This is a genomic window from Pseudescherichia sp., from assembly GCF_032052675.1.
Lineage (GTDB): Bacteria > Pseudomonadota > Gammaproteobacteria > Enterobacterales > Enterobacteriaceae > Pseudescherichia.
Map to the genome: position 1 here is coordinate 57,793 of NZ_DAMBWA010000006.1, position 17,755 is coordinate 75,547.

The 17,755-nt window shown below is 58.6% G+C and carries 13 protein-coding genes; 6 read left to right on the forward strand and 7 right to left on the reverse strand.

Annotated elements, in window-relative coordinates; translation table 11 throughout:
- Window positions 1–24: 24 nt before the first annotated feature.
- From RTX96_RS10160 to poxB, 4 genes are all read right to left on the reverse strand, one after another.
- Window positions 25–2,082 (reverse strand): hypothetical protein, encoded by a 2,058-nt coding sequence (locus RTX96_RS10160; protein ID WP_312670892.1) that lies wholly within the window; start codon window positions 2,080–2,082, stop codon window positions 25–27.
- A gap of 96 nt (window positions 2,083–2,178) precedes the next feature.
- Window positions 2,179–3,192 carry an NAD-dependent epimerase/dehydratase family protein gene (locus RTX96_RS10165; RefSeq protein WP_103819923.1) on the reverse strand — a complete coding sequence of 338 codons (1,014 nt, stop codon included), beginning with the start codon at window positions 3,190–3,192 and terminating at the stop codon, window positions 2,179–2,181.
- Window positions 3,193–3,314: 122 nt separating this feature from the next.
- Window positions 3,315–4,316, reverse strand: coding sequence for a low-specificity L-threonine aldolase (ltaE, locus tag RTX96_RS10170; protein WP_312670893.1), 1,002 nt, complete (start codon window positions 4,314–4,316; stop codon window positions 3,315–3,317).
- Window positions 4,317–4,354: 38 nt separating this feature from the next.
- On the reverse strand, window positions 4,355–6,073 hold the full coding sequence (gene poxB / locus RTX96_RS10175; protein WP_312670894.1) for a ubiquinone-dependent pyruvate dehydrogenase: 1,719 nt from the start codon (window positions 6,071–6,073) through the stop codon (window positions 4,355–4,357).
- Between the two features lie 152 nt (window positions 6,074–6,225).
- On the opposite strand from poxB, the gene RTX96_RS10180 reads away from it, so the two are divergent.
- The gene (locus RTX96_RS10180) at window positions 6,226–6,654 is read left to right on the forward strand and encodes a DoxX family protein (RefSeq protein WP_312670895.1); all 429 of its coding nucleotides are present in this window, start codon (window positions 6,226–6,228) and stop codon (window positions 6,652–6,654) included.
- Between the two features lie 98 nt (window positions 6,655–6,752).
- Here the strand turns inward: RTX96_RS10180 and hcr are convergent, their stop codons facing one another.
- Both hcr and hcp read right to left on the reverse strand, forming a co-directional pair.
- Window positions 6,753–7,721 carry an NADH oxidoreductase gene (gene hcr / locus RTX96_RS10185; protein ID WP_312670896.1) on the reverse strand — a complete coding sequence of 323 codons (969 nt, stop codon included), beginning with the start codon at window positions 7,719–7,721 and terminating at the stop codon, window positions 6,753–6,755.
- Between the two features lie 10 nt (window positions 7,722–7,731).
- Window positions 7,732–9,384, reverse strand: a complete 1,653-nt coding sequence (gene hcp / locus RTX96_RS10190) for a hydroxylamine reductase (protein ID WP_312670897.1) — start codon at window positions 9,382–9,384, stop codon at window positions 7,732–7,734.
- A gap of 213 nt (window positions 9,385–9,597) precedes the next feature.
- Here hcp and RTX96_RS10195 point away from each other — a divergent pair, with 213 nt between their 5' ends.
- The 3 genes from RTX96_RS10195 to macB all read left to right on the forward strand — a co-directional run bounded on the left by RTX96_RS10195 (window position 9,598) and on the right by macB (window position 14,408).
- Window positions 9,598–11,256 (forward strand): ATP-dependent endonuclease, encoded by a 1,659-nt coding sequence (locus RTX96_RS10195; protein ID WP_312670898.1) that lies wholly within the window; start codon window positions 9,598–9,600, stop codon window positions 11,254–11,256.
- Between the two features lie 96 nt (window positions 11,257–11,352).
- Complete coding sequence (gene macA / locus RTX96_RS10200; RefSeq protein WP_103819670.1) at window positions 11,353–12,468, forward strand: macrolide transporter subunit MacA; 1,116 nt, start codon at window positions 11,353–11,355, stop codon at window positions 12,466–12,468.
- Entirely contained in the window at window positions 12,465–14,408 is a 1,944-nt protein-coding gene (gene macB, locus RTX96_RS10205) for a macrolide ABC transporter ATP-binding protein/permease MacB (RefSeq protein ID WP_312670899.1), read from the forward strand. The genes macA and macB overlap by 4 nt, the downstream gene beginning before the upstream one ends.
- A 68-nt stretch (window positions 14,409–14,476) precedes the next feature.
- Here the strand turns inward: macB and cspD are convergent, their stop codons facing one another.
- Window positions 14,477–14,710 carry a cold shock-like protein CspD gene (gene cspD, locus RTX96_RS10210; protein ID WP_103819668.1) on the reverse strand — a complete coding sequence of 78 codons (234 nt, stop codon included), beginning with the start codon at window positions 14,708–14,710 and terminating at the stop codon, window positions 14,477–14,479.
- A gap of 329 nt (window positions 14,711–15,039) precedes the next feature.
- Between cspD and clpS the strand changes: the two genes are divergently transcribed.
- Both clpS and clpA read left to right on the forward strand, forming a co-directional pair.
- On the forward strand, window positions 15,040–15,360 hold the full coding sequence (clpS, locus tag RTX96_RS10215) for an ATP-dependent Clp protease adapter ClpS (RefSeq protein ID WP_103819667.1): 321 nt from the start codon (window positions 15,040–15,042) through the stop codon (window positions 15,358–15,360).
- 28 nt (window positions 15,361–15,388) lie between these two features.
- A complete protein-coding gene (clpA, locus tag RTX96_RS10220; protein ID WP_103819666.1) occupies window positions 15,389–17,665 on the forward strand; it encodes an ATP-dependent Clp protease ATP-binding subunit ClpA in 2,277 nt (758 codons plus the stop codon).
- Window positions 17,666–17,755: the final 90 nt, after the last annotated feature.

Genomic DNA, 17,755 nt, shown 5'->3' on the forward strand with positions numbered 1-17,755 from the left:
CTCGCGAAAGGTGGTTTCTGTTTCTTAGCGAATAAAAGAGCTGAATACCAGACTGCTGGTAATATAAGCGCCAGAGACGCTCACCAGCGAAAGCGTAAAATCGACGGTTTCCGCTACGCTATCCGTTAAATAAAAACCGCCTGCATGCGTGCCGCTGACGTTAATTAACGCCGTCTCTCTTCCACTGTTGGTGATTACTGCACTATTACTATTGGTCAGAGATAACTCTGCCCATGTCGCCGTACAGGTTTCACTGGTCACCAGATAAACGCTACACAGGCTTTTACTATCCGCTGCCGCACCGGTTGACACACCGTAATATTGCAGCTCCCCCTGGCCGTCAAGCCACCAGGTAAAGGTCATGCTGGCTCGCACACTCATCTGCGGGTCACTAATCACGTAAGCGCTGACCGGGACGTTCCCCGTTTCGTAAGAGTAGACCTGAGCAAAACCAAATCCCGTATCATCCAGGCGAACCGTCAGGGTCTGCGCATCGTTAGCGTTGAAATACGCTCCGGATGTCCCGGATACGGAGAGCTGGACATCTGCCCCTGCAGGGCCTTGCAGGGTGACTGAGTTTAGCGGGCGAACGGCGATATAAGGGCTATAAAGTGGCGCCCCGGTGCTGCAGATCATCGAAAGACCCGCTGCTGGTGTGGTATCAATTTTTACGTCGGTGGTTGCAGAGGAAGCAATTCCCGCTTCGTTGTTGAAAAGCACCTGATAGCGCCCCTCACCGTAGCCTACGCCAACCGGTGTGATATACGCGGCGGGAATATGAAATACTGCCTGCTGCGCCTCGGCCTCATTGGCGACGAGCGTACGGGTTTCGGTCCAGCTGGTACCCGCTACCGGTTCGTCAGGGGAGGAGACATAGCCGAACCAGAATGCCGTCACCGTATCGCCTGCGGCCATGCCGGGATAGGAGACGGTCATCTCCGTACCGTCATCGGCACTAATTTCGTCACCGTCAATCACGCCATCCGCCGCCGCGGGGAACTCGGGGGCAGGCAGCAGAGAGCAGTGCTCAGTATCGACGTTAACCTGCGCGAGCTCTGATATGCCCGGCAGCGAAGGCGAGGCGACCTGGTACCAGGCCTGGGCATAACCAATGCCTATTGGCGTAACGTAGGCAGGCGGTACCGTAATGGTAAAGCCATCGGTAATGTCAGCCGCGGCGATAACATGCGCGATAACGTCGTAAGCGTTGGCAATGGCGGCTCCCTCGCGGGAATAGCCCTGCCAGTAGAGAGTGACCACGCTGTTAACCACAAAGCTGCTGCTGGCTGGCACCGTAATATCAACGCCCTCGCTGCTCTCGGCGCAGTCGAGCCAGCCATCCCCGCCTGCCGGGAAGAGCGGTGCCGGGTAGAGCCCGGAAGGGGCCATATCGATATTGACCACCGCGCTGTCGGAGTTCTGTACGCTGCCGGAGGCGCTGGTCACCGAGTACCACGCCTGGGCACTGCCTTCGCCAATCGGCATAATGTAGGAGGGGGCGATAAGGACGTTGAATCCTTGCAGGTCAGCGCTGGTAACGGTATGCGTCACGCTGGTGACGCTGGCTGGCACGGTCACGCCCGTTTCGTCAAAGCCAACCCAGTAGAGGGTAACCGTATCGCCAACGGCAAGGGCATTGCCCGGTACCTCGACATACGTCCCACTGTTGAGCATCACAGAGCTGTAGGTGATGACGCCATCAACGGCATCAATGAACACCGGCGGTGGCAGCGAGCCGGTATGGCTGCGATCGACGATGGCTGTAGCCATGCCAGAGGCGGCAATATTCTGATAGGTGTCGGTTGAGGTATACCAGACGCTGTGGCTCCCGTCTGGAACCAGCTCTTCTGGAACGGTAACCTGCCACGGAAACGCCGTGTCGATATTCTCTTCAGTCAGCCATAGCGTGCTGATGGCTTCACCATCCCAGAAAAGGCAAAGGTAGTCTCCCACCGCAGCGTCGCTGTAGCGGTTGACCATCACGTCAACGCCGCCGGAGGATAAAAGCTCGACTTCATTGATATAGCCATCATCGCTCATCTGAGGGAGTGAGGGAGAGGGTAATGCTGCTGCTGTACTCATGATGCCTCCTGTTTATGTAAAATAAACTGAAGGTATCAGCACCGGGCGCGCAGGAAGTCTCAAAGGTTGACTGACACTGGCTATAAAAAAACGTAGTTAGCGGTGCAGCTTGCCGTGATCCTTTAGCCACAGGGCAGTGCGCCGGATCCCCTCATCGAGAGTGACCAGAGGGGCGTAGCCCAACTCCTCGCGGGCGCGGCGGGTATCAAGAGTAAAATCAAAATTTAGCTTCGATACGCCATAGTGGGTCAGGGCGGGCTCTTTGGCCCGCTTGTCACCGAAGCGCTCCAGGCTACGGGCGATGATATCCAGCATCGGGTAGGGCACTGAGCGGATGCGGCAGTGGATCTCCAGCTCGTCGATCAGCCGCTGGACAATGCTGCGCAGCGTGCGGCGCTCGCCGTTGGTGATGTTGTAGGCGCGCCCGGAAGGCAGATTGTCACATGTTTCCTGGCTGGCAAGCCACATAGCATGGACCGCATTTTCGAAATAGGTCATATCTACCAAGGCATCGCCGCCGCGCGGCAGCAGCACGCTGCGGTAGTGGTGCATCATCTGCGCCAGCCGGGGAATAAACACCTTATCGTGCGGACCAAACAGGCTCTGCGGGCGCAGAATGGTAAAGCGGGTGTTAGGGTTAGCCTGAGCCAGCAGCTGGATCACCTCTTCGGCAGCGGCTTTGCTGCGGGCAAACTCGTTGGCAAACCGTGCCGGACGGAAGGTCTCGTCGATATCATGATGGTGGTGATAGTCGAAATAGAGCGACGGCGAGGAGACGTGGATAAAGTTCCGCACGCCCCAGGCCACGGCCCACTCCCCGAGACGGCGGGTCGCCCGCACGTTGGCGAGGTCGAACGCCTCCTGGGTGCCCCAGGGGGAGGTAAAGCTCGAGCAGTGCCAGAGCGTATCGACGCCGGCCAGCATCACCTTTGCCTGCGACGAGACCAGCTCGGTCAGATCGGCCTGGACGAACTCCGCGCCCATCTTTTGCAGCAGCTTGCCCATCGCCTCATTGCGACCGCTTGCTCTGACGCTCACGCCTCTCTGACGCAGATACTCAACTGCGTTGCGGCCTAAACCGCTGGTTGCGCCGGTGACCAGAACCTTCATAGCAATCCACTGTGTTGAAAAGAATTTCGTGCGCATTCTTCCGTGAATTACGCCGCTATGCAATGGAAAGATGACAGATAAAAGCCCAATTTCAGACTTTATCTGTCAAATATTCTATACCCTTAACGTTTCAGGAACGCCTGCCAGTGGCTAACCAGCGCTTCCAGCTGCGCGCGGCTAACGTCAAGATGGGTAACGATGCGGGTGATGGGTGAGGCGTTAAGCAGCACGCCACGCGCCTGCATAAACTCGCCGAGGGCGGCGGCATTCTCCTCGCCTACGCGAACAAAGAGCATATTGGTATCGTGACGCATCACGTCGGCGCCAATCTCTCGCAGCTGGGCGGCCAGCCATGCGGCGTTGCTGTGATCCTCTTTCAGACGCTCAACGTTGTTTTTCAGCGCATAGAGACCTGCCGCCGCCAGGATCCCCGCCTGGCGCATGCCGCCGCCGGTCATCTTGCGCCAGCGGTTAGCGCGCCTGATGTACTCATGGCTGCCTACCAGCAGCGAGCCAACCGGCGTGCCGAGACCTTTTGAGAGGCAGATGGTGAAAGTATCGCAGTACTGGGTAATCTCTTTTAACAGACAGCCATATTCGACCACGGCGTTAAAGATGCGCGCGCCGTCGACGTGCAGCGCCAGCCCCTTCTCACGGGTAAAGTGCCACGCCTCTTTAAGGTACTCGTGGGGCAGCACCTTGCCGTTATGGGTGTTCTCTAAGCTCAGCAGGCGGGTACGGGCGAAGTGGATATCGTCCGGTTTGATCTTCGCTGCTACTTTATCCAGCGGCAGCGAGCCGTCCGGGTTGGCATCGATGGGCTGAGGCTGAATGCTGCCCAGCACCGCGGCGCCACCGGCCTCATAGAGATAGTTATGCGCCCCCTGACCAACGATATACTCCTCGCCGCGCTCGCAGTGGCTAAGCAGCGCCACCAGGTTGGCCTGGGTACCGGTAGGCAGGAACAGCGCCGCCTCTTTGCCGGAGAGCTCAGCGGCGTAGCGCTGCAGTTCATTAACGGTGGGATCGTCACCATACACGTCGTCCCCGACCGGGGCGGCCATCATCGCTTCCAGCATGGCGCGGCTCGGACGGGTAACGGTATCACTACGTAAATCAATCACGGCACTTCCTTATCATCTTCAGGATCGTGCCCTCAGTTTTACCTGAGCCAGTTGGTTTTCGCCAGTTCCACGACCTCATCGCCGCGACCGTTGATGATGGCGCGCAGCATATAGAGGCTGAAGCCTTTGGCCTGCTCAAGCTTGATCTGCGGCGGAATAGAGAGCTCCTCTTTTGCCACCGTCACGTCTACCAGCACCGGCCCCTCGGTGGCAAACGCACGCTGCAGGGCGTTGTCGACGTCGGCAGACTTCTCGACGCGGATGCCGGTAATGCCGCAGGCCTCTGCGATGCGGGCAAAGTTGGTCTCATGCAGATCGGTACCGTCCGTCAGGTAGCCTCCGGCCTTCATCTCCATCGCCACAAAGCCCAGCACGCTGTTATTAAAGACGATGATTTTTACCGGCAGATTCATCTGCGCCAGCGAGAGAAAATCGCCCATTAGCATGCTGAAGCCACCGTCGCCGCACATCGCCACCACCTGGCGATGTGGATGCGTCGCCTGCGCCCCCAGCGCCTGCGGCATGGCGTTGGCCATTGAGCCGTGGTTAAACGAACCAAGCAGGCGGCGCTTGCCGTTCATCTTCAGATAGCGTGCGGCCCATACCGTTGGCGTCCCCACGTCGCAGGTGAAGATAGCGTCGTCATCGGCAAAGTCGCTGATCCGCTGGGCCAGATACTGCGGGTGGATCACTTTGCTGCTGGGCTTCGCCAGGTCATCCAGCCCCTTACGGGCGTCGCGGTAGTCCTCCAGCGCTTTATCGAGGAAACGACGGTCGGTTTTCTCCTCCAGATGCGGCAGCAGGGCAGCCAGCGTCGCTTTGATATCGCCTACCAGCGCCATATCGACTTTGCTGTGCGCCCCAATGCTGGCCGGGTTGATATCGATCTGGATAATTTTGGCATCGGTAGGGTAGAAGGCCCGGTAGGGGAACTGGGTACCGAGCAATATCACCGTGTCGGCGTTCATCATGGCATGGAAGCCGGATGAGAAGCCGATCAGTCCGGTCATGCCGACGTCGTAGGGGTTGTCATACTCCACGTGCTCCTTGCCGCGCATGGCGTGGATAATCGGCGCTTTCAGCTTTTCTGCAAAGGCGAGCAGCTCGTCATGCGCGCCGGCACAGCCGCTGCCGCACATCAGGGCGATATTGCTGGAGTAGCGCAGCAGCTGGGCGAGCTTCTGCAGCTCCGTTTCGGTAGGGGTGACCACCGGCCGCGGGGCGCTGTACCAGTGGCTGCTGGCGCTCTCCGGCGCGGGCTTCAGCGCCACGTCGCCGGGCAGGACGATCACCGACACGCCGCGGTTGAGGATCGCCTTACGCATAGCGATAGCTAACACCTGCGGGATCTGCTCCGGGCTGGAGACCAGCTCGCAGTAGTGGCTGCATTCGCGGAACAGCTCCTGCGGGTGGGTCTCCTGGAAGTAGCCGCTGCCGATTTCGCTGGAGGGGATATGCGCCGCAATCGCCACCACCGGAACGTGGTTGCGGTGGCAGTCAAAGAGGCCGTTGATGAGGTGCAGGTTGCCTGGCCCGCACGAGCCTGCGCACACCGCCAGCTCACCCGTGAGCTGCGCCTCTGCCCCAGCGGCAAAGGCGGCGACCTCTTCATGACGAGTCGACATCCATTCGATAGTGCCCATCTTGTTCAGGCTATCGCTCAGGCCGTTCAATGAATCGCCGGTAACGCCCCAGATGCGTTTTACCCCGGCCTGCTCCAGTGTTTTTGCGATATAGGCGGCGACGGTTTGTTTCATCTTCCTCTCATCTCCATTTTGTGATGTTGGTAACAAGCTTAGATGAAAAAGTGAAAACGAAGCGCCGTTGCCCCTTTATTTGCTGGGGCTTTTCGGTAACTAAACGTAAGATGATTTTTGCCTATGGGTAATGAAAACAGGAATCATTTCAAATGGTTAAATCAATGTTAAATGCGGTTAATAGAATGTGTGCACATGAAGATGCGGGCCGTTTTTTACTGCGTCTGACGGTGGGCGGGCTGATGCTGTTTCACGGCCTGCATAAGCTGATTGACGGCGTGGACGGCATTAGCGGCATGCTGGTAGCGAAGGGGCTGCCTGGCTTTATCGCCTATGGCGTGCTGGTTGGGGAGGTGGTGGCACCGGTGCTGATCATTCTTGGCATCTTCACCCGCCCGGCGGCGCTGGTGCTGGCCTTTACGATGATCGTCGCCTGGATGATGGTGGGGGTAAATATCACCGGGCAGCTGGATAAAACCGGTGCCTGGGCGATCGAGAGCATGGTCTACTTCTTTATGGCGGCGCTGGCGGTGGCCTTTTTAGGGGCCGGACGCTACTCCGTTGCGCCAAAGTATTCGTAATCTACCGCTACGCCGGGCGGCACGGCGTTTGCCCGGTCTACAATGGGCACGATGTAATTTGTAGGCCCGGCAAGCGTTAGCGCCGCCGGGCATTTCTCTTACGCTAACACCAAATCACTCTGCGGCTGGCAGGAGCAGGCCAGCACGTAGCCCTCTGCAACCTCAGCGTCCGTCAGCGTCATAGTGCTGGTCACCGAATACTCCCCGGAAATCACCTTCGTTTTACAGCAGCCGCACACGCCCGCCCGACAGGCCACGTTAACCGGGACCTTATTGCTCTCCATCGCCTCCAGCAGGGTGGTGCCGACCGGCGCGTAGAACTCCCGCGCCAGCTGCAGGGCGCTGATCTTCAGCCCGCTGCTGGCCGCAGCCGCAGCCGGAACAAAGAACTGCTCTTTGTAGAAGCGCGTTACGCCCAGCGATTTTACCGTACTTTCCACCCACGCCATGTAGGGGGCAGGGCCGCAGGTCATCACGGTGCGCGAGGCGAGATCCGGCACGCTCTGCAGCAGCTCGACGGTCAAACGACCGGGAATAAACCCTAACGTGGCGTTCTGCTCTGCCAGCAGGGTGACCGGATAGTCGCGCCACTCGTCGGCGAAGATGACGTCCTGCGGCGAGCGCACGCTGAAGATAGTCTGCACGTCGGCCTGCGGACGGTGTTTCGCCAGCCAGCGGCGCATCGACATAATCGGCGTGACGCCGCAGCCTGCCGCCAGCAGCAGCACCCGGTCGGTGGGCTTATCATCACAGGTAAACTCCCCCTGCGCGTCAGAGAGCCAGATATAATCCCCGCGCTTCACCTCCCGCGTCAGCCACTGCGATCCGACTCCGTCGTCAAGACGGCGAACGGTCAGCGTAATGTACTCGCTTACTCCCGGCGTGGAGGAGAGCGTATAGGCGCGCAGGGTATCGGCGGCGTTGCCGATGCTGACCAGCGCATACTGCCCGGCACGGTACGGATAGTAGTCGTGGCACAGCAGGGAGAGCGTCCAGACATCCGGCGTCTCTTGATGGATGTGGTGCACCTGCATCCGCCACGGACACTGTGAGGTTGGCATCGTCATCATCTCCTCCTTACGCGCTCAGCAGCTGCTGCATATCTTGTTCAACGGTGGTGACCGAACGCAGGCCAAACTTCTCGTTCAGCACCGCCAGCAGATCCGGGGTCAGGAAGCCCGGTGCGGTTGGGCCAGTCACGATATTGGTGACGCCCAGCGAGAGCAGGGTCAGCAGGATCACAATCGCTTTCTGCTCAAACCAGGAGAGCACCAGCGACAGGGGCAGGTCGTTCACCCCGCAGCCCAGTTTCTCTGCCAGGGTCACCGCCAGAATGATTGCCGAGTAGGCGTCGTTGCACTGACCAGCATCCACGAGGCGTGGCAGCCCTTCGATGTTGCCGAAGTCGAGCTTGTTAAAGCGGTACTTACCGCAGGCGAGGGTCAGGATCAGGCAGTCGTCCGGCACGCTGGTGGCGAAATCGGTAAAGTAGCTACGCTCCCCGCGTGCGCCGTCGCAGCCGCCCACCAGGAAGATATGGCGCAGCTTTTCACGGCTCACCAGGTCAATCAGCGTATCGGCCGCGCCGAGCAGAGTCTGGCGGCCAAAGCCAACGGTGATCAGGTGTTCAATTTCGCTGTAGGGGAAGCCCGCCATCTGCTGCGCCTGGGCGATCACCGGCGCAAAATCATCGCCTTCGAGATGGCTAACGCCCGGCCAGCCGACGATGCTGCGAGTCCAGATACGATCGTCATAGGCACCCGGCGCCGGATCGATGATGCAGTTAGAGGTCATCACGATCGGGCCAGGGAAGCGGGCAAACTCCACCTGCTGGTTCTGCCAGCCGCTCCCGTAGTTGCCTACCAGATGTTTGTATTTACGCAGCTCCGGATAGCCGTGGGCAGGCAGCATCTCCCCGTGGGTATAGACGTTCACGCCGGTGCCCTCGGTCTGCTGCAGCAGGTTATGCAGATCCTTCAGATCGTGGCCGGAGATAAGAATGCACTTCCCGGCGACCGCTTTCACGTTCACCTGGGTTGGGGTCGGATGGCCGTAGGCGCTGGTCTCCCCGGCGTCGAGGATGCTCATCACCTTGAAGTTCATCTGCCCGATCTCCATTGCGCACTCAAGCAGGGCATTCATATCGGACGGCCAGGTGCCGAGCCACGCCATGATCTTATGATACTGGGCGTAGATGGCGTTGTCGTACTGACCGAGCACGTGGGCGTGCTCCATGTAGGCCGCCGCACCTTTCAGGCCGTAGAGGCAGAGCAGGCGCAGGCCAAGAATATTGTCGCCGATCTCGGCTTTATCTTTATTAGGGGTAAAGAGAGCGGCCTGGCGCTGGAGCTCGCCCAGGTCGTCGCTGACCAGCTGCAGGCCCGCCATCGAGTTATCAACAGAGGCGGTGGGATCGATGCTCAGGCAGAGCGCTTTCAGCGCCTCACGTTTGGCAATGGCTTTCTGGGCATATCCGACGATACGCGGTGAGTCAAAGTTCACGTTGGTCAGGGTAGAGAAGAAGGCGCGAGGGGCAAAGCTATCGATCTCATGATCGATCAGATCGTAGTCGCGAGCTTTTAGCGCCCAGGCGGACAAGCCTTGCAGCGCTGCGATCAAGAGGTCCTGTAGGTCAGAGGTCTCCGCGGTTTTACCGCACATACCCTGGGCCCAGGAGCAGCCGTTGCCGGCCGGGGTACGGATAGTTTGTTCACATTGCACACAAAACATGGTCACACCTATAAAGTTATATTTGAAATACATGTTTAAGATTATTCCCCGGCGAGAGGCGGTTAAAGCGATATTTATGCTATCTGAAGAGAGATTGATTTAGCGCAATTTTGCTAAGAAACGTCTACCCATAAAGGGGTGGCAAGGGGAAGAATATCGTTAAGCATCCCGCAAATTTATGTAATTATTTAAAATCACTCTGTGGGAGGCGAAATGCGACTTGAACGGGTAGAGATTGTAGGGTTTCGCGGCATCAATCGTTTGTCGCTGATGCTGGAGCATAATAACGTTCTGATAGGAGAAAACGCGTGGGGGAAATCGAGCCTGCTGGATGCGCTCACCCTGCTGCTCTCACCGGAAACGGAGCTTTATACGTTTACTCGTAACGATTTCTGGTTTCCACCGGGCGATCTTCAGGGTCGCGAGCGCCACCTGCATATTATTTTGACCTTCTGTGAAGCCGAGCCGGGTAACTATCGCGCCCGCCGCTATCGTCCGCTGGCGAGCTGCATGGCTGATGGGGCGGATGGCTACCGGCGTATTTTTTACCGCCTGGAGGGGGAACAGACCCACGACGGCCATGTCACTACCCGACGCACCTTTCTGGATGCCGAGGGCCAGACGCTGGCGCTAATGGAGGCCGACGATCTTGCGCAGCATCTGGTTCGGCTGATGCCGGTCCTGCGTCTGCGCGACGCCCGCTTTATGCGCCGGATCCGCAACGGCAGCGTGCCGGATCTGCCGGAGGTGGATATCACCGCCCGCCAGCTCGACGTACTGGCGCACGATCTGGTATCGCGTCCGCAAAATCTTAGCGACGGGCAGATCCGCCAGGGGCTGTCGGCGATGGTGCAGCTGCTGGAGCACTATTTTGCCGAGCAGGGTACCGGTGAAGCCCGTCAACGGCTGATGCGCCGCCACTCCCACGATGAAAAGCGCAGCTGGCGCTATCTCGATATCATCAACCGCATGATCGACCGGCCCGGTGGCCGCAGCCATCGGGTGATCCTGCTGGGCCTGTTCGCTACCCTGCTAAAAGCCAAGGGGACCGTACAGCTGGACCGGGACGCACGCCCGCTGCTGCTGATTGAGGATCCCGAGACGCGCCTGCATCCCATCATGCTCTCGGTGGCCTGGCACCTGCTCAATCTGCTGCCGCTCCAGCGCATCACCACCACCAACTCCGGGGAGCTGCTCTCCCTGACGCCCGTCGAGCATCTCTGTCGGCTGGTGCGCGAGGCTTCCAGGGTAGCGGCCTGGCGTCTGGGGCCGGGTGGACTGAGCGCGGAGGATGGCCGCCGCATCGCCTTTCATATTCGTGCCAATCGCCCCTCGTCGCTCTTTGCCCGCTGCTGGCTGCTGGTAGAGGGGGAGACCGAGACCTGGACCATCAGCGAGCTGGCGCGCCAGTGCGGCCACCACTTCGATGCTGAAGGGATTAAGGTGATCGAGTTCGCCCAGTCCGGCCTGAAGCCGCTGGTAAAGTTTGCCCGCCGGATGGGCATCGCGTGGCATGTGCTGGTAGATGGCGACGAGGCGGGGAAGAAGTATGCCGCCACGGTGCGCAGCCTGCTTAATAATGACAAAAGTCTGGAGCGGGAGCATCTGACCACGCTGCCAGCGCTTGATATGGAGCATTTCATGTACCGTCAGGGCTTTGCTGACGTCTACCACCGTGTGGCCGAGCTACCGGAAGGGATCCGCATGAACGAGCGGCGGGTAATCATTAAAGCGATCCACCGCTCCTCGAAGCCGGATCTGGCCATTGAGGTGGCGCTGGAGGCGGGGCGGCGGGGCGTAGAGGCGGTGCCGCCGCTGCTGCGCAGTATGTTCTCTCGCGTGCTGTGGCTGGCGCGAGGGCGGGCAGACTAATCCTGAATCGTTCAGGCAAAAAAAGAGAGGGTTTCAGCGGCTGGCGGTTCATATAGAATTGTTTCAGTGTAGTCAGGTTAACTATCCGGAATTTTTATGAATCTTAAGGGAAAACGCAGGAAGATTTACGTCGCGCTGGCGCTACTCCTGCTGATTATCGCCGTCTGGGGATGGCGGCAGCTCAATGCGCCGATCGCGCAGTACCAGACGCTGATCGTGCGTCCAGGAGAGCTTCAGCAGAGCGTGCTGGCAACGGGGAAGCTGGACGCCTTGCGTAAGGTTGACGTCGGCGCCCAGGTGAGCGGGCAGCTGAAGACGCTGTCGGTTAACATCGGCGATAAGGTGAAAAAGGATCAGCTGCTGGGGGTGATCGATCCCGAGCAGGCGCAAAACCAGATCCGTGAGGTAGAAGCGACGCTGATGGAGCTACGCGCCCAGCGCCGACAGGCGGAGGCGGAGAAGCGGCTGGCTGCGGTGACGCTCTCCCGTCAGCAGCAGCTGGCGAAGACCCAGGCGGTGTCGCGCCAGGATCTTGACAGCGCCGCCACCGAGCTGGCGGTAAAGGAGGCGCAGACCGGTACCATCGAGGCGCAGATCAAGCGTAACCAGGCCACCCTCGATACGGCGAAAACCAACCTTGACTACACGCGCATTATCGCCCCGATGGCGGGAGAGGTGACACAAATTACTACCCTGCAAGGTCAGACGGTGATCGCTGCCCAGCAGGCGCCTAACATTCTTACCCTGGCGGATATGAGCACCATGCTGGTCAAAGCCCAGGTCTCTGAGGCTGACGTTATTCATCTCAAGCCGGGGCAGAAAGCGTGGTTTACCGTGCTGGGGGATCCGCTGACGCGCTACGAAGGGGTGCTGAAGGATATTCTGCCGACGCCGGAGAAGGTGAACGACGCCATCTTCTACTATGCGCGTTTTGAGGTGCCGAACCCGCAGGGGGTGCTGCGTCTGGAGATGACGGCGCAGGTGCATATTCAGCTCTCGACGGTGAAAAACGTGCTGACCATTCCGCTGGCGGCGCTGGGTGAACCCATTGGCGACAACCGTTACAAGGTCACGCTGCTGCGCAACGGTGAAACCCGTGAGCGGGAGGTGACGCTCGGCGCACGCAACGACACCGACGTTGAGGTAGTAAAAGGCCTGGAGGAGGGCGATGAGGTCGTTATTGGCCAGGATAACGCCGGAGCCACGCCATGACGGCACTGCTTGAGCTGCGGGATATCCGCCGCAGCTACCCCTCTGGCGACGGTATGGTTGAGGTGCTGAAAGGCGTCACCCTGGATATCGCCGCTGGCGAAATGGTTGCCATCGTGGGTGCATCCGGATCCGGTAAATCGACCCTGATGAATATCCTTGGCTGTCTGGATAAACCCACCAGCGGCAGCTACCGGGTGGCGGGAGTAGATGTCGCCACGCTGGACGGTGACGCGCTGGCTCGCCTGCGCCGGGAGCATTTCGGCTTTATCTTTCAGCGCTATCATCTGCTCTCGCACCTGACGGCGGCGCAGAACGTGGAGGTGCCTGCGGTTTATGCCGGTACCGAGCGCAAAGCCCGGCTGGCGCGCGCCCATGAGCTGCTGCAACGCCTCGGACTGGCGGAGCGTGAGAGCTACCAGCCCTCACAGCTCTCTGGCGGCCAGCAGCAGCGCGTCAGTATCGCCCGGGCGCTAATGAACGGCGGACAGGTGATCCTCGCCGATGAGCCAACCGGGGCGCTGGATAGCCATTCGGGGGAAGAGGTGATGGCGATCCTCCACCAGCTGCGCGATGCGGGCCACACGGTGATTATCGTTACCCACGATCCGCAGGTAGCGGCCCAGGCCGAGCGGATCGTTGAGATCCGTGACGGGGAGATTATTCGTAACCCGCCGCCTGCCCTGAAGCCGGGAACCGTTCGCCAGCAGCCCAGCGTACAGCCAGATAACGGCTGGCGACAGTTCAGCAGCGGTTTTCGTGAGGCGCTGACGATGGCGTGGCGGGCGATGGCGGCCAATAAGATGCGCACCTTACTGACCATGCTGGGCATCATCATCGGCATCGCCTCGGTGGTGTCGATTGTGGTGGTAGGCGATGCTGCTAAGCAGCTGGTGCTGGCGGATATTCGTTCCATTGGCACTAACACCATTGACGTCTATCCGGGGAAAGATTTCGGCGATGACGATCCGCAGTACCAGCAGGCACTAAAATATGACGATCTGATTGCTATTCAGAAGCAGCCCTGGGTTCGTTCGGCCACCCCGGCGGTATCCCAGAACCTGCGCCTGCGCTACGGCGGCACCGACGTGGCCGCCAGCGCGAACGGCGTCAGCGGACAGTATTTCAACGTCTACGGCATGACCTTTAGCGAGGGGACGACCTTTAACGATCAGCAGCTTACCGGCCGCGCCCAGGTGGTGATCCTGGATGAGAACACCCGGCGTCAGCTCTTCCCGAATAAGGCTAAAGTGGTGGGTGAAATTGTGCTGGTGGGCAATATGCCTGCGACGGTGATCGGCGTAGCCCAGGAGAAGCAGAGCATGTTCGGCAGCAGCAAGATCCTGCGCGTCTGGCTGCCCTATACCACCATGTCCGGACGCATCATGGGCCAGTCGTGGCTTAACTCCATCACCGTGCGGGTGAACGAAGGCTACAGCAGCGAACGGGCTGAACTTCAGCTGACCCGGCTGCTTACTCTGCGCCACGGAAAAAAAGATTTCTTCACCTGGAACATGGATGGGATCTTGAAAACCGCAGAAAAGACCACACGTACTCTACAGCTGTTCCTGACGCTGGTGGCGGTGATCTCCCTGCTGGTGGGCGGCATTGGCGTGATGAATATCATGCTGGTTTCGGTCACCGAGCGCACCCGGGAGATTGGCATCCGCATGGCGGTCGGGGCGCGTAAAAGCGACGTGCTGTCACAGTTTTTGATCGAGGCGGTGCTAGTCTGCCTGGTGGGGGGCGCGCTGGGCGTCTGTCTGTCGATGCTGATTGCTTTTACGCTTCAGCTCTTTTTACCCGGCTGGGAGATCGGTTTCTCCCCAGTAGCGCTGGTAACGGCATTTGTCTGCTCAACCTTTACCGGGGTGCTGTTTGGCTGGCTGCCGGCGCGTAACGCTGCCCGACTCGATCCGGTCGAGGCGCTGGCGCGGGAGTAGGGTGATAAAAATGCCAGCGTGTGGCTGGCATTTTGGGTGCGGGATGTACACAATTAAGCTAAGCGGCGTCAGGCAACGGCCTCGACGAACGCCACCGTTTCAACGGGCACGATGACGCTGGCATGATTGCCTTTCGGCCCCTGGTGTACATCAAACTGGACGGTTTGCCCTGCCTTGAGCGTTCTGTAACCCTCCATCTGGATGGTAGAGTAGTGGGCGAAAATATCTTCGCCGCCGCCCTCAGGGCAGATAAAACCGAACCCTTTAGCGTTGTTGAACCATTTAACAGTACCCGTTTCCATGCTTCGACATCCTTCGTTAATCTTCTTTGAGTAAGATGGAATGAACCGGTGGCAGAGTCTGGGTTTGTTCAAAACCTCGCCAACTCTCGCCTGTACAATTTAGATAAATCGGGGTTAGCGTCAAGCGTTTGGCAGCGTCCGGCAGGATGATTCACTCGAAAATTTGAAGCAGTTAACGCTATTGCCTGGGTTTGTGACAGGCCTCGCGAATGGCAATGATAGATGTTAGTTATTTGGATCCTGATGTAGATTCAAAATGCATCTAGACTCAAGTCAACGGCAGGGTGCACTCTGCTGGGAATGGCAACCTTAGATGAAAGCGAACAACGATGGGTAAGTCTAATAATTGGCTAGATTTTGACCAATTGGCGGCGGATAAGCTGCGCGACGCGCTAAAACCGCCATCTATGTATAAAGTTATGTTAATGAACGATGACTACACGCCGATGGAATTTGTTATTGACGTGCTACAAAAGTTCTTTTCTTATGATGTAGAACGCGCTACGCAATTGATGCTCACGGTTCACTATCACGGGAAAGCCATCTGCGGCATTTTCACTGCTGAAGTAGCAGAGACCAAGGTGGAGATGGTGAACAAGTACGCCCGGGAGAACGAACATCCGTTGTTGTGTACGCAGGAACTCGCCTGATTAAGGCAAACTATTGAGGGGGTGCCCAATGCTCAACCAGGAACTGGAACTCAGTTTAAACATGGCTTTCGCCAGAGCGCGCGAGCACCGACATGAGTTTATGACCGTAGAGCACTTGCTGCTGGCTCTGCTCAGCAACCCATCGGCTCGCGAGGCGCTTGAAGCGTGCTCCGTCGATCTGGTGGCGCTGCGTCAGGAACTCGAAGCCTTCATCGAACAAACTACACCCGTGCTGCCCGTCAGCGAAGATGAGCGCGATACGCAACCGACGCTCAGCTTCCAGCGCGTATTGCAGCGTGCGGTATTCCACGTTCAATCCTCCGGCCGTAGCGAAGTGACCGGCGCGAACGTACTGGTCGCTATCTTCAGCGAGCAGGAGTCTCAGGCTGCCTATCTGCTGCGTAAGCATGAGGTGAGCCGTCTCGACGTGGTGAACTTTATCTCCCACGGCACGCGGAAAGACGAACCGAATCAGGCTTCCGATCCCGGCAGCCAGGCAAATCACGAAGAGCAGGCAGGCGGGGAGGAACGTATGGAAAACTTCACCACCAATCTCAATCAGCTTGCTCGTGTCGGCGGTATCGATCCGCTGATCGGCCGTGACAGAGAGCTTGAGCGAGCTATCCAGGTACTGTGTCGTCGCCGTAAAAACAACCCGCTGCTGGTGGGGGAGTCCGGCGTCGGTAAAACGGCGATTGCGGAAGGTCTGGCCTGGCGTATCGTGCAGGGTGACGTGCCAGAAGTGATGGCCGACTGCACTATCTACTCGCTGGACATTGGCTCGCTGCTGGCGGGCACCAAGTACCGCGGTGACTTTGAGAAACGTTTCAAGGCGCTGCTGAAACAGCTCGAACAGGATAGCAACAGCATCCTGTTTATCGATGAGATCCACACCATTATCGGTGCCGGTGCTGCCTCAGGCGGCCAGGTCGATGCTGCAAACTTGATTAAACCGCTGCTCTCCAGCGGCAAGATCCGCGTAATGGGATCTACGACCTATCAAGAGTTCAGCAACATCTTTGAGAAGGATCGTGCGCTGGCGCGTCGCTTCCAGAAAATTGATATCACCGAACCGTCTGTGGAAGAGACGGTACAGATTATCAACGGCCTGAAGCCGAAGTATGAAGCGCACCACGACGTGCGTTATACCGCGAAAGCGGTGCGTGCGGCGGTGGAGCTGGCGGTGAAATACATCAATGACCGTCATCTGCCGGATAAGGCTATCGACGTGATTGACGAGGCCGGGGCGCGTGCGCGTCTGATGCCGGTCAGCAAGCGTAAAAAAACCATCAACGTGGCGGATATCGAAACGGTGGTGGCCCGCATCGCGCGTATTCCTGAGAAGAGCGTTTCCCAGAGCGATCGCGATACGCTGAAGAGCCTTGGCGAGCGCCTGAAAATGCTGGTCTTTGGGCAGGATAAAGCCATTGAGGCCTTAACCGAAGCCATTAAGATGAGCCGCGCCGGACTCGGCCAGGATCATAAGCCGGTAGGGTCGTTCCTGTTTGCCGGGCCGACCGGGGTCGGTAAAACCGAGGTCACGGTTCAGCTCTCCAAAGCGCTGGGTATCGAGCTGCTGCGCTTTGATATGTCCGAGTATATGGAGCGTCATACCGTGAGCCGCCTGATTGGCGCGCCTCCGGGATACGTTGGCTTCGATCAGGGCGGGCTGTTAACGGACGCGGTGATCAAGCATCCACATGCGGTACTGCTGCTCGATGAGATCGAGAAGGCGCACCCGGACGTCTTTAACCTGCTGCTGCAGGTGATGGATAACGGTACGCTGACCGATAACAACGGGCGCAAGGCAGACTTCCGTAACGTGGTGCTGGTGATGACCACCAACGCCGGGGTTCGCGAAACCGAGCGTAAATCCATCGGCCTGATCCATCAGGACAACAGCACCGATGCGATGGAAGAGATCAAGAAGATCTTTACGCCGGAGTTCCGTAACCGTCTCGACAACATTATCTGGTTCGATCACCTCTCTACCGAGGTTATTCATCAGGTGGTGGATAAGTTTATCGTCGAGCTTCAGGTGCAGCTGGATCAGAAAGGCGTTTCGCTGGAGGTCAGTCAGGAAGCACGCGACTGGCTGGCAGAGAAGGGTTACGATCGCGCAATGGGCGCACGTCCAATGGCGCGCGTGATCCAGGACAACCTGAAAAAACCGCTGGCCAACGAGCTGCTCTTCGGTTCACTGGTAGACGGTGGTCAGGTGACGGTGGAGCTGGACGTCGAGAAAAACGAGCTGACCTACGGCTTCCAGGGTGCGCAGAAGCACAAGCCGGAAGCGGCGCATTAATCTCTCATTCACGCCAATAAAAAAGGCCGGGATAATTCCCGGCCTTTTTATATCCAGAGGCTGAACCGTAGGCCGGGCAAGCGCAGCGCC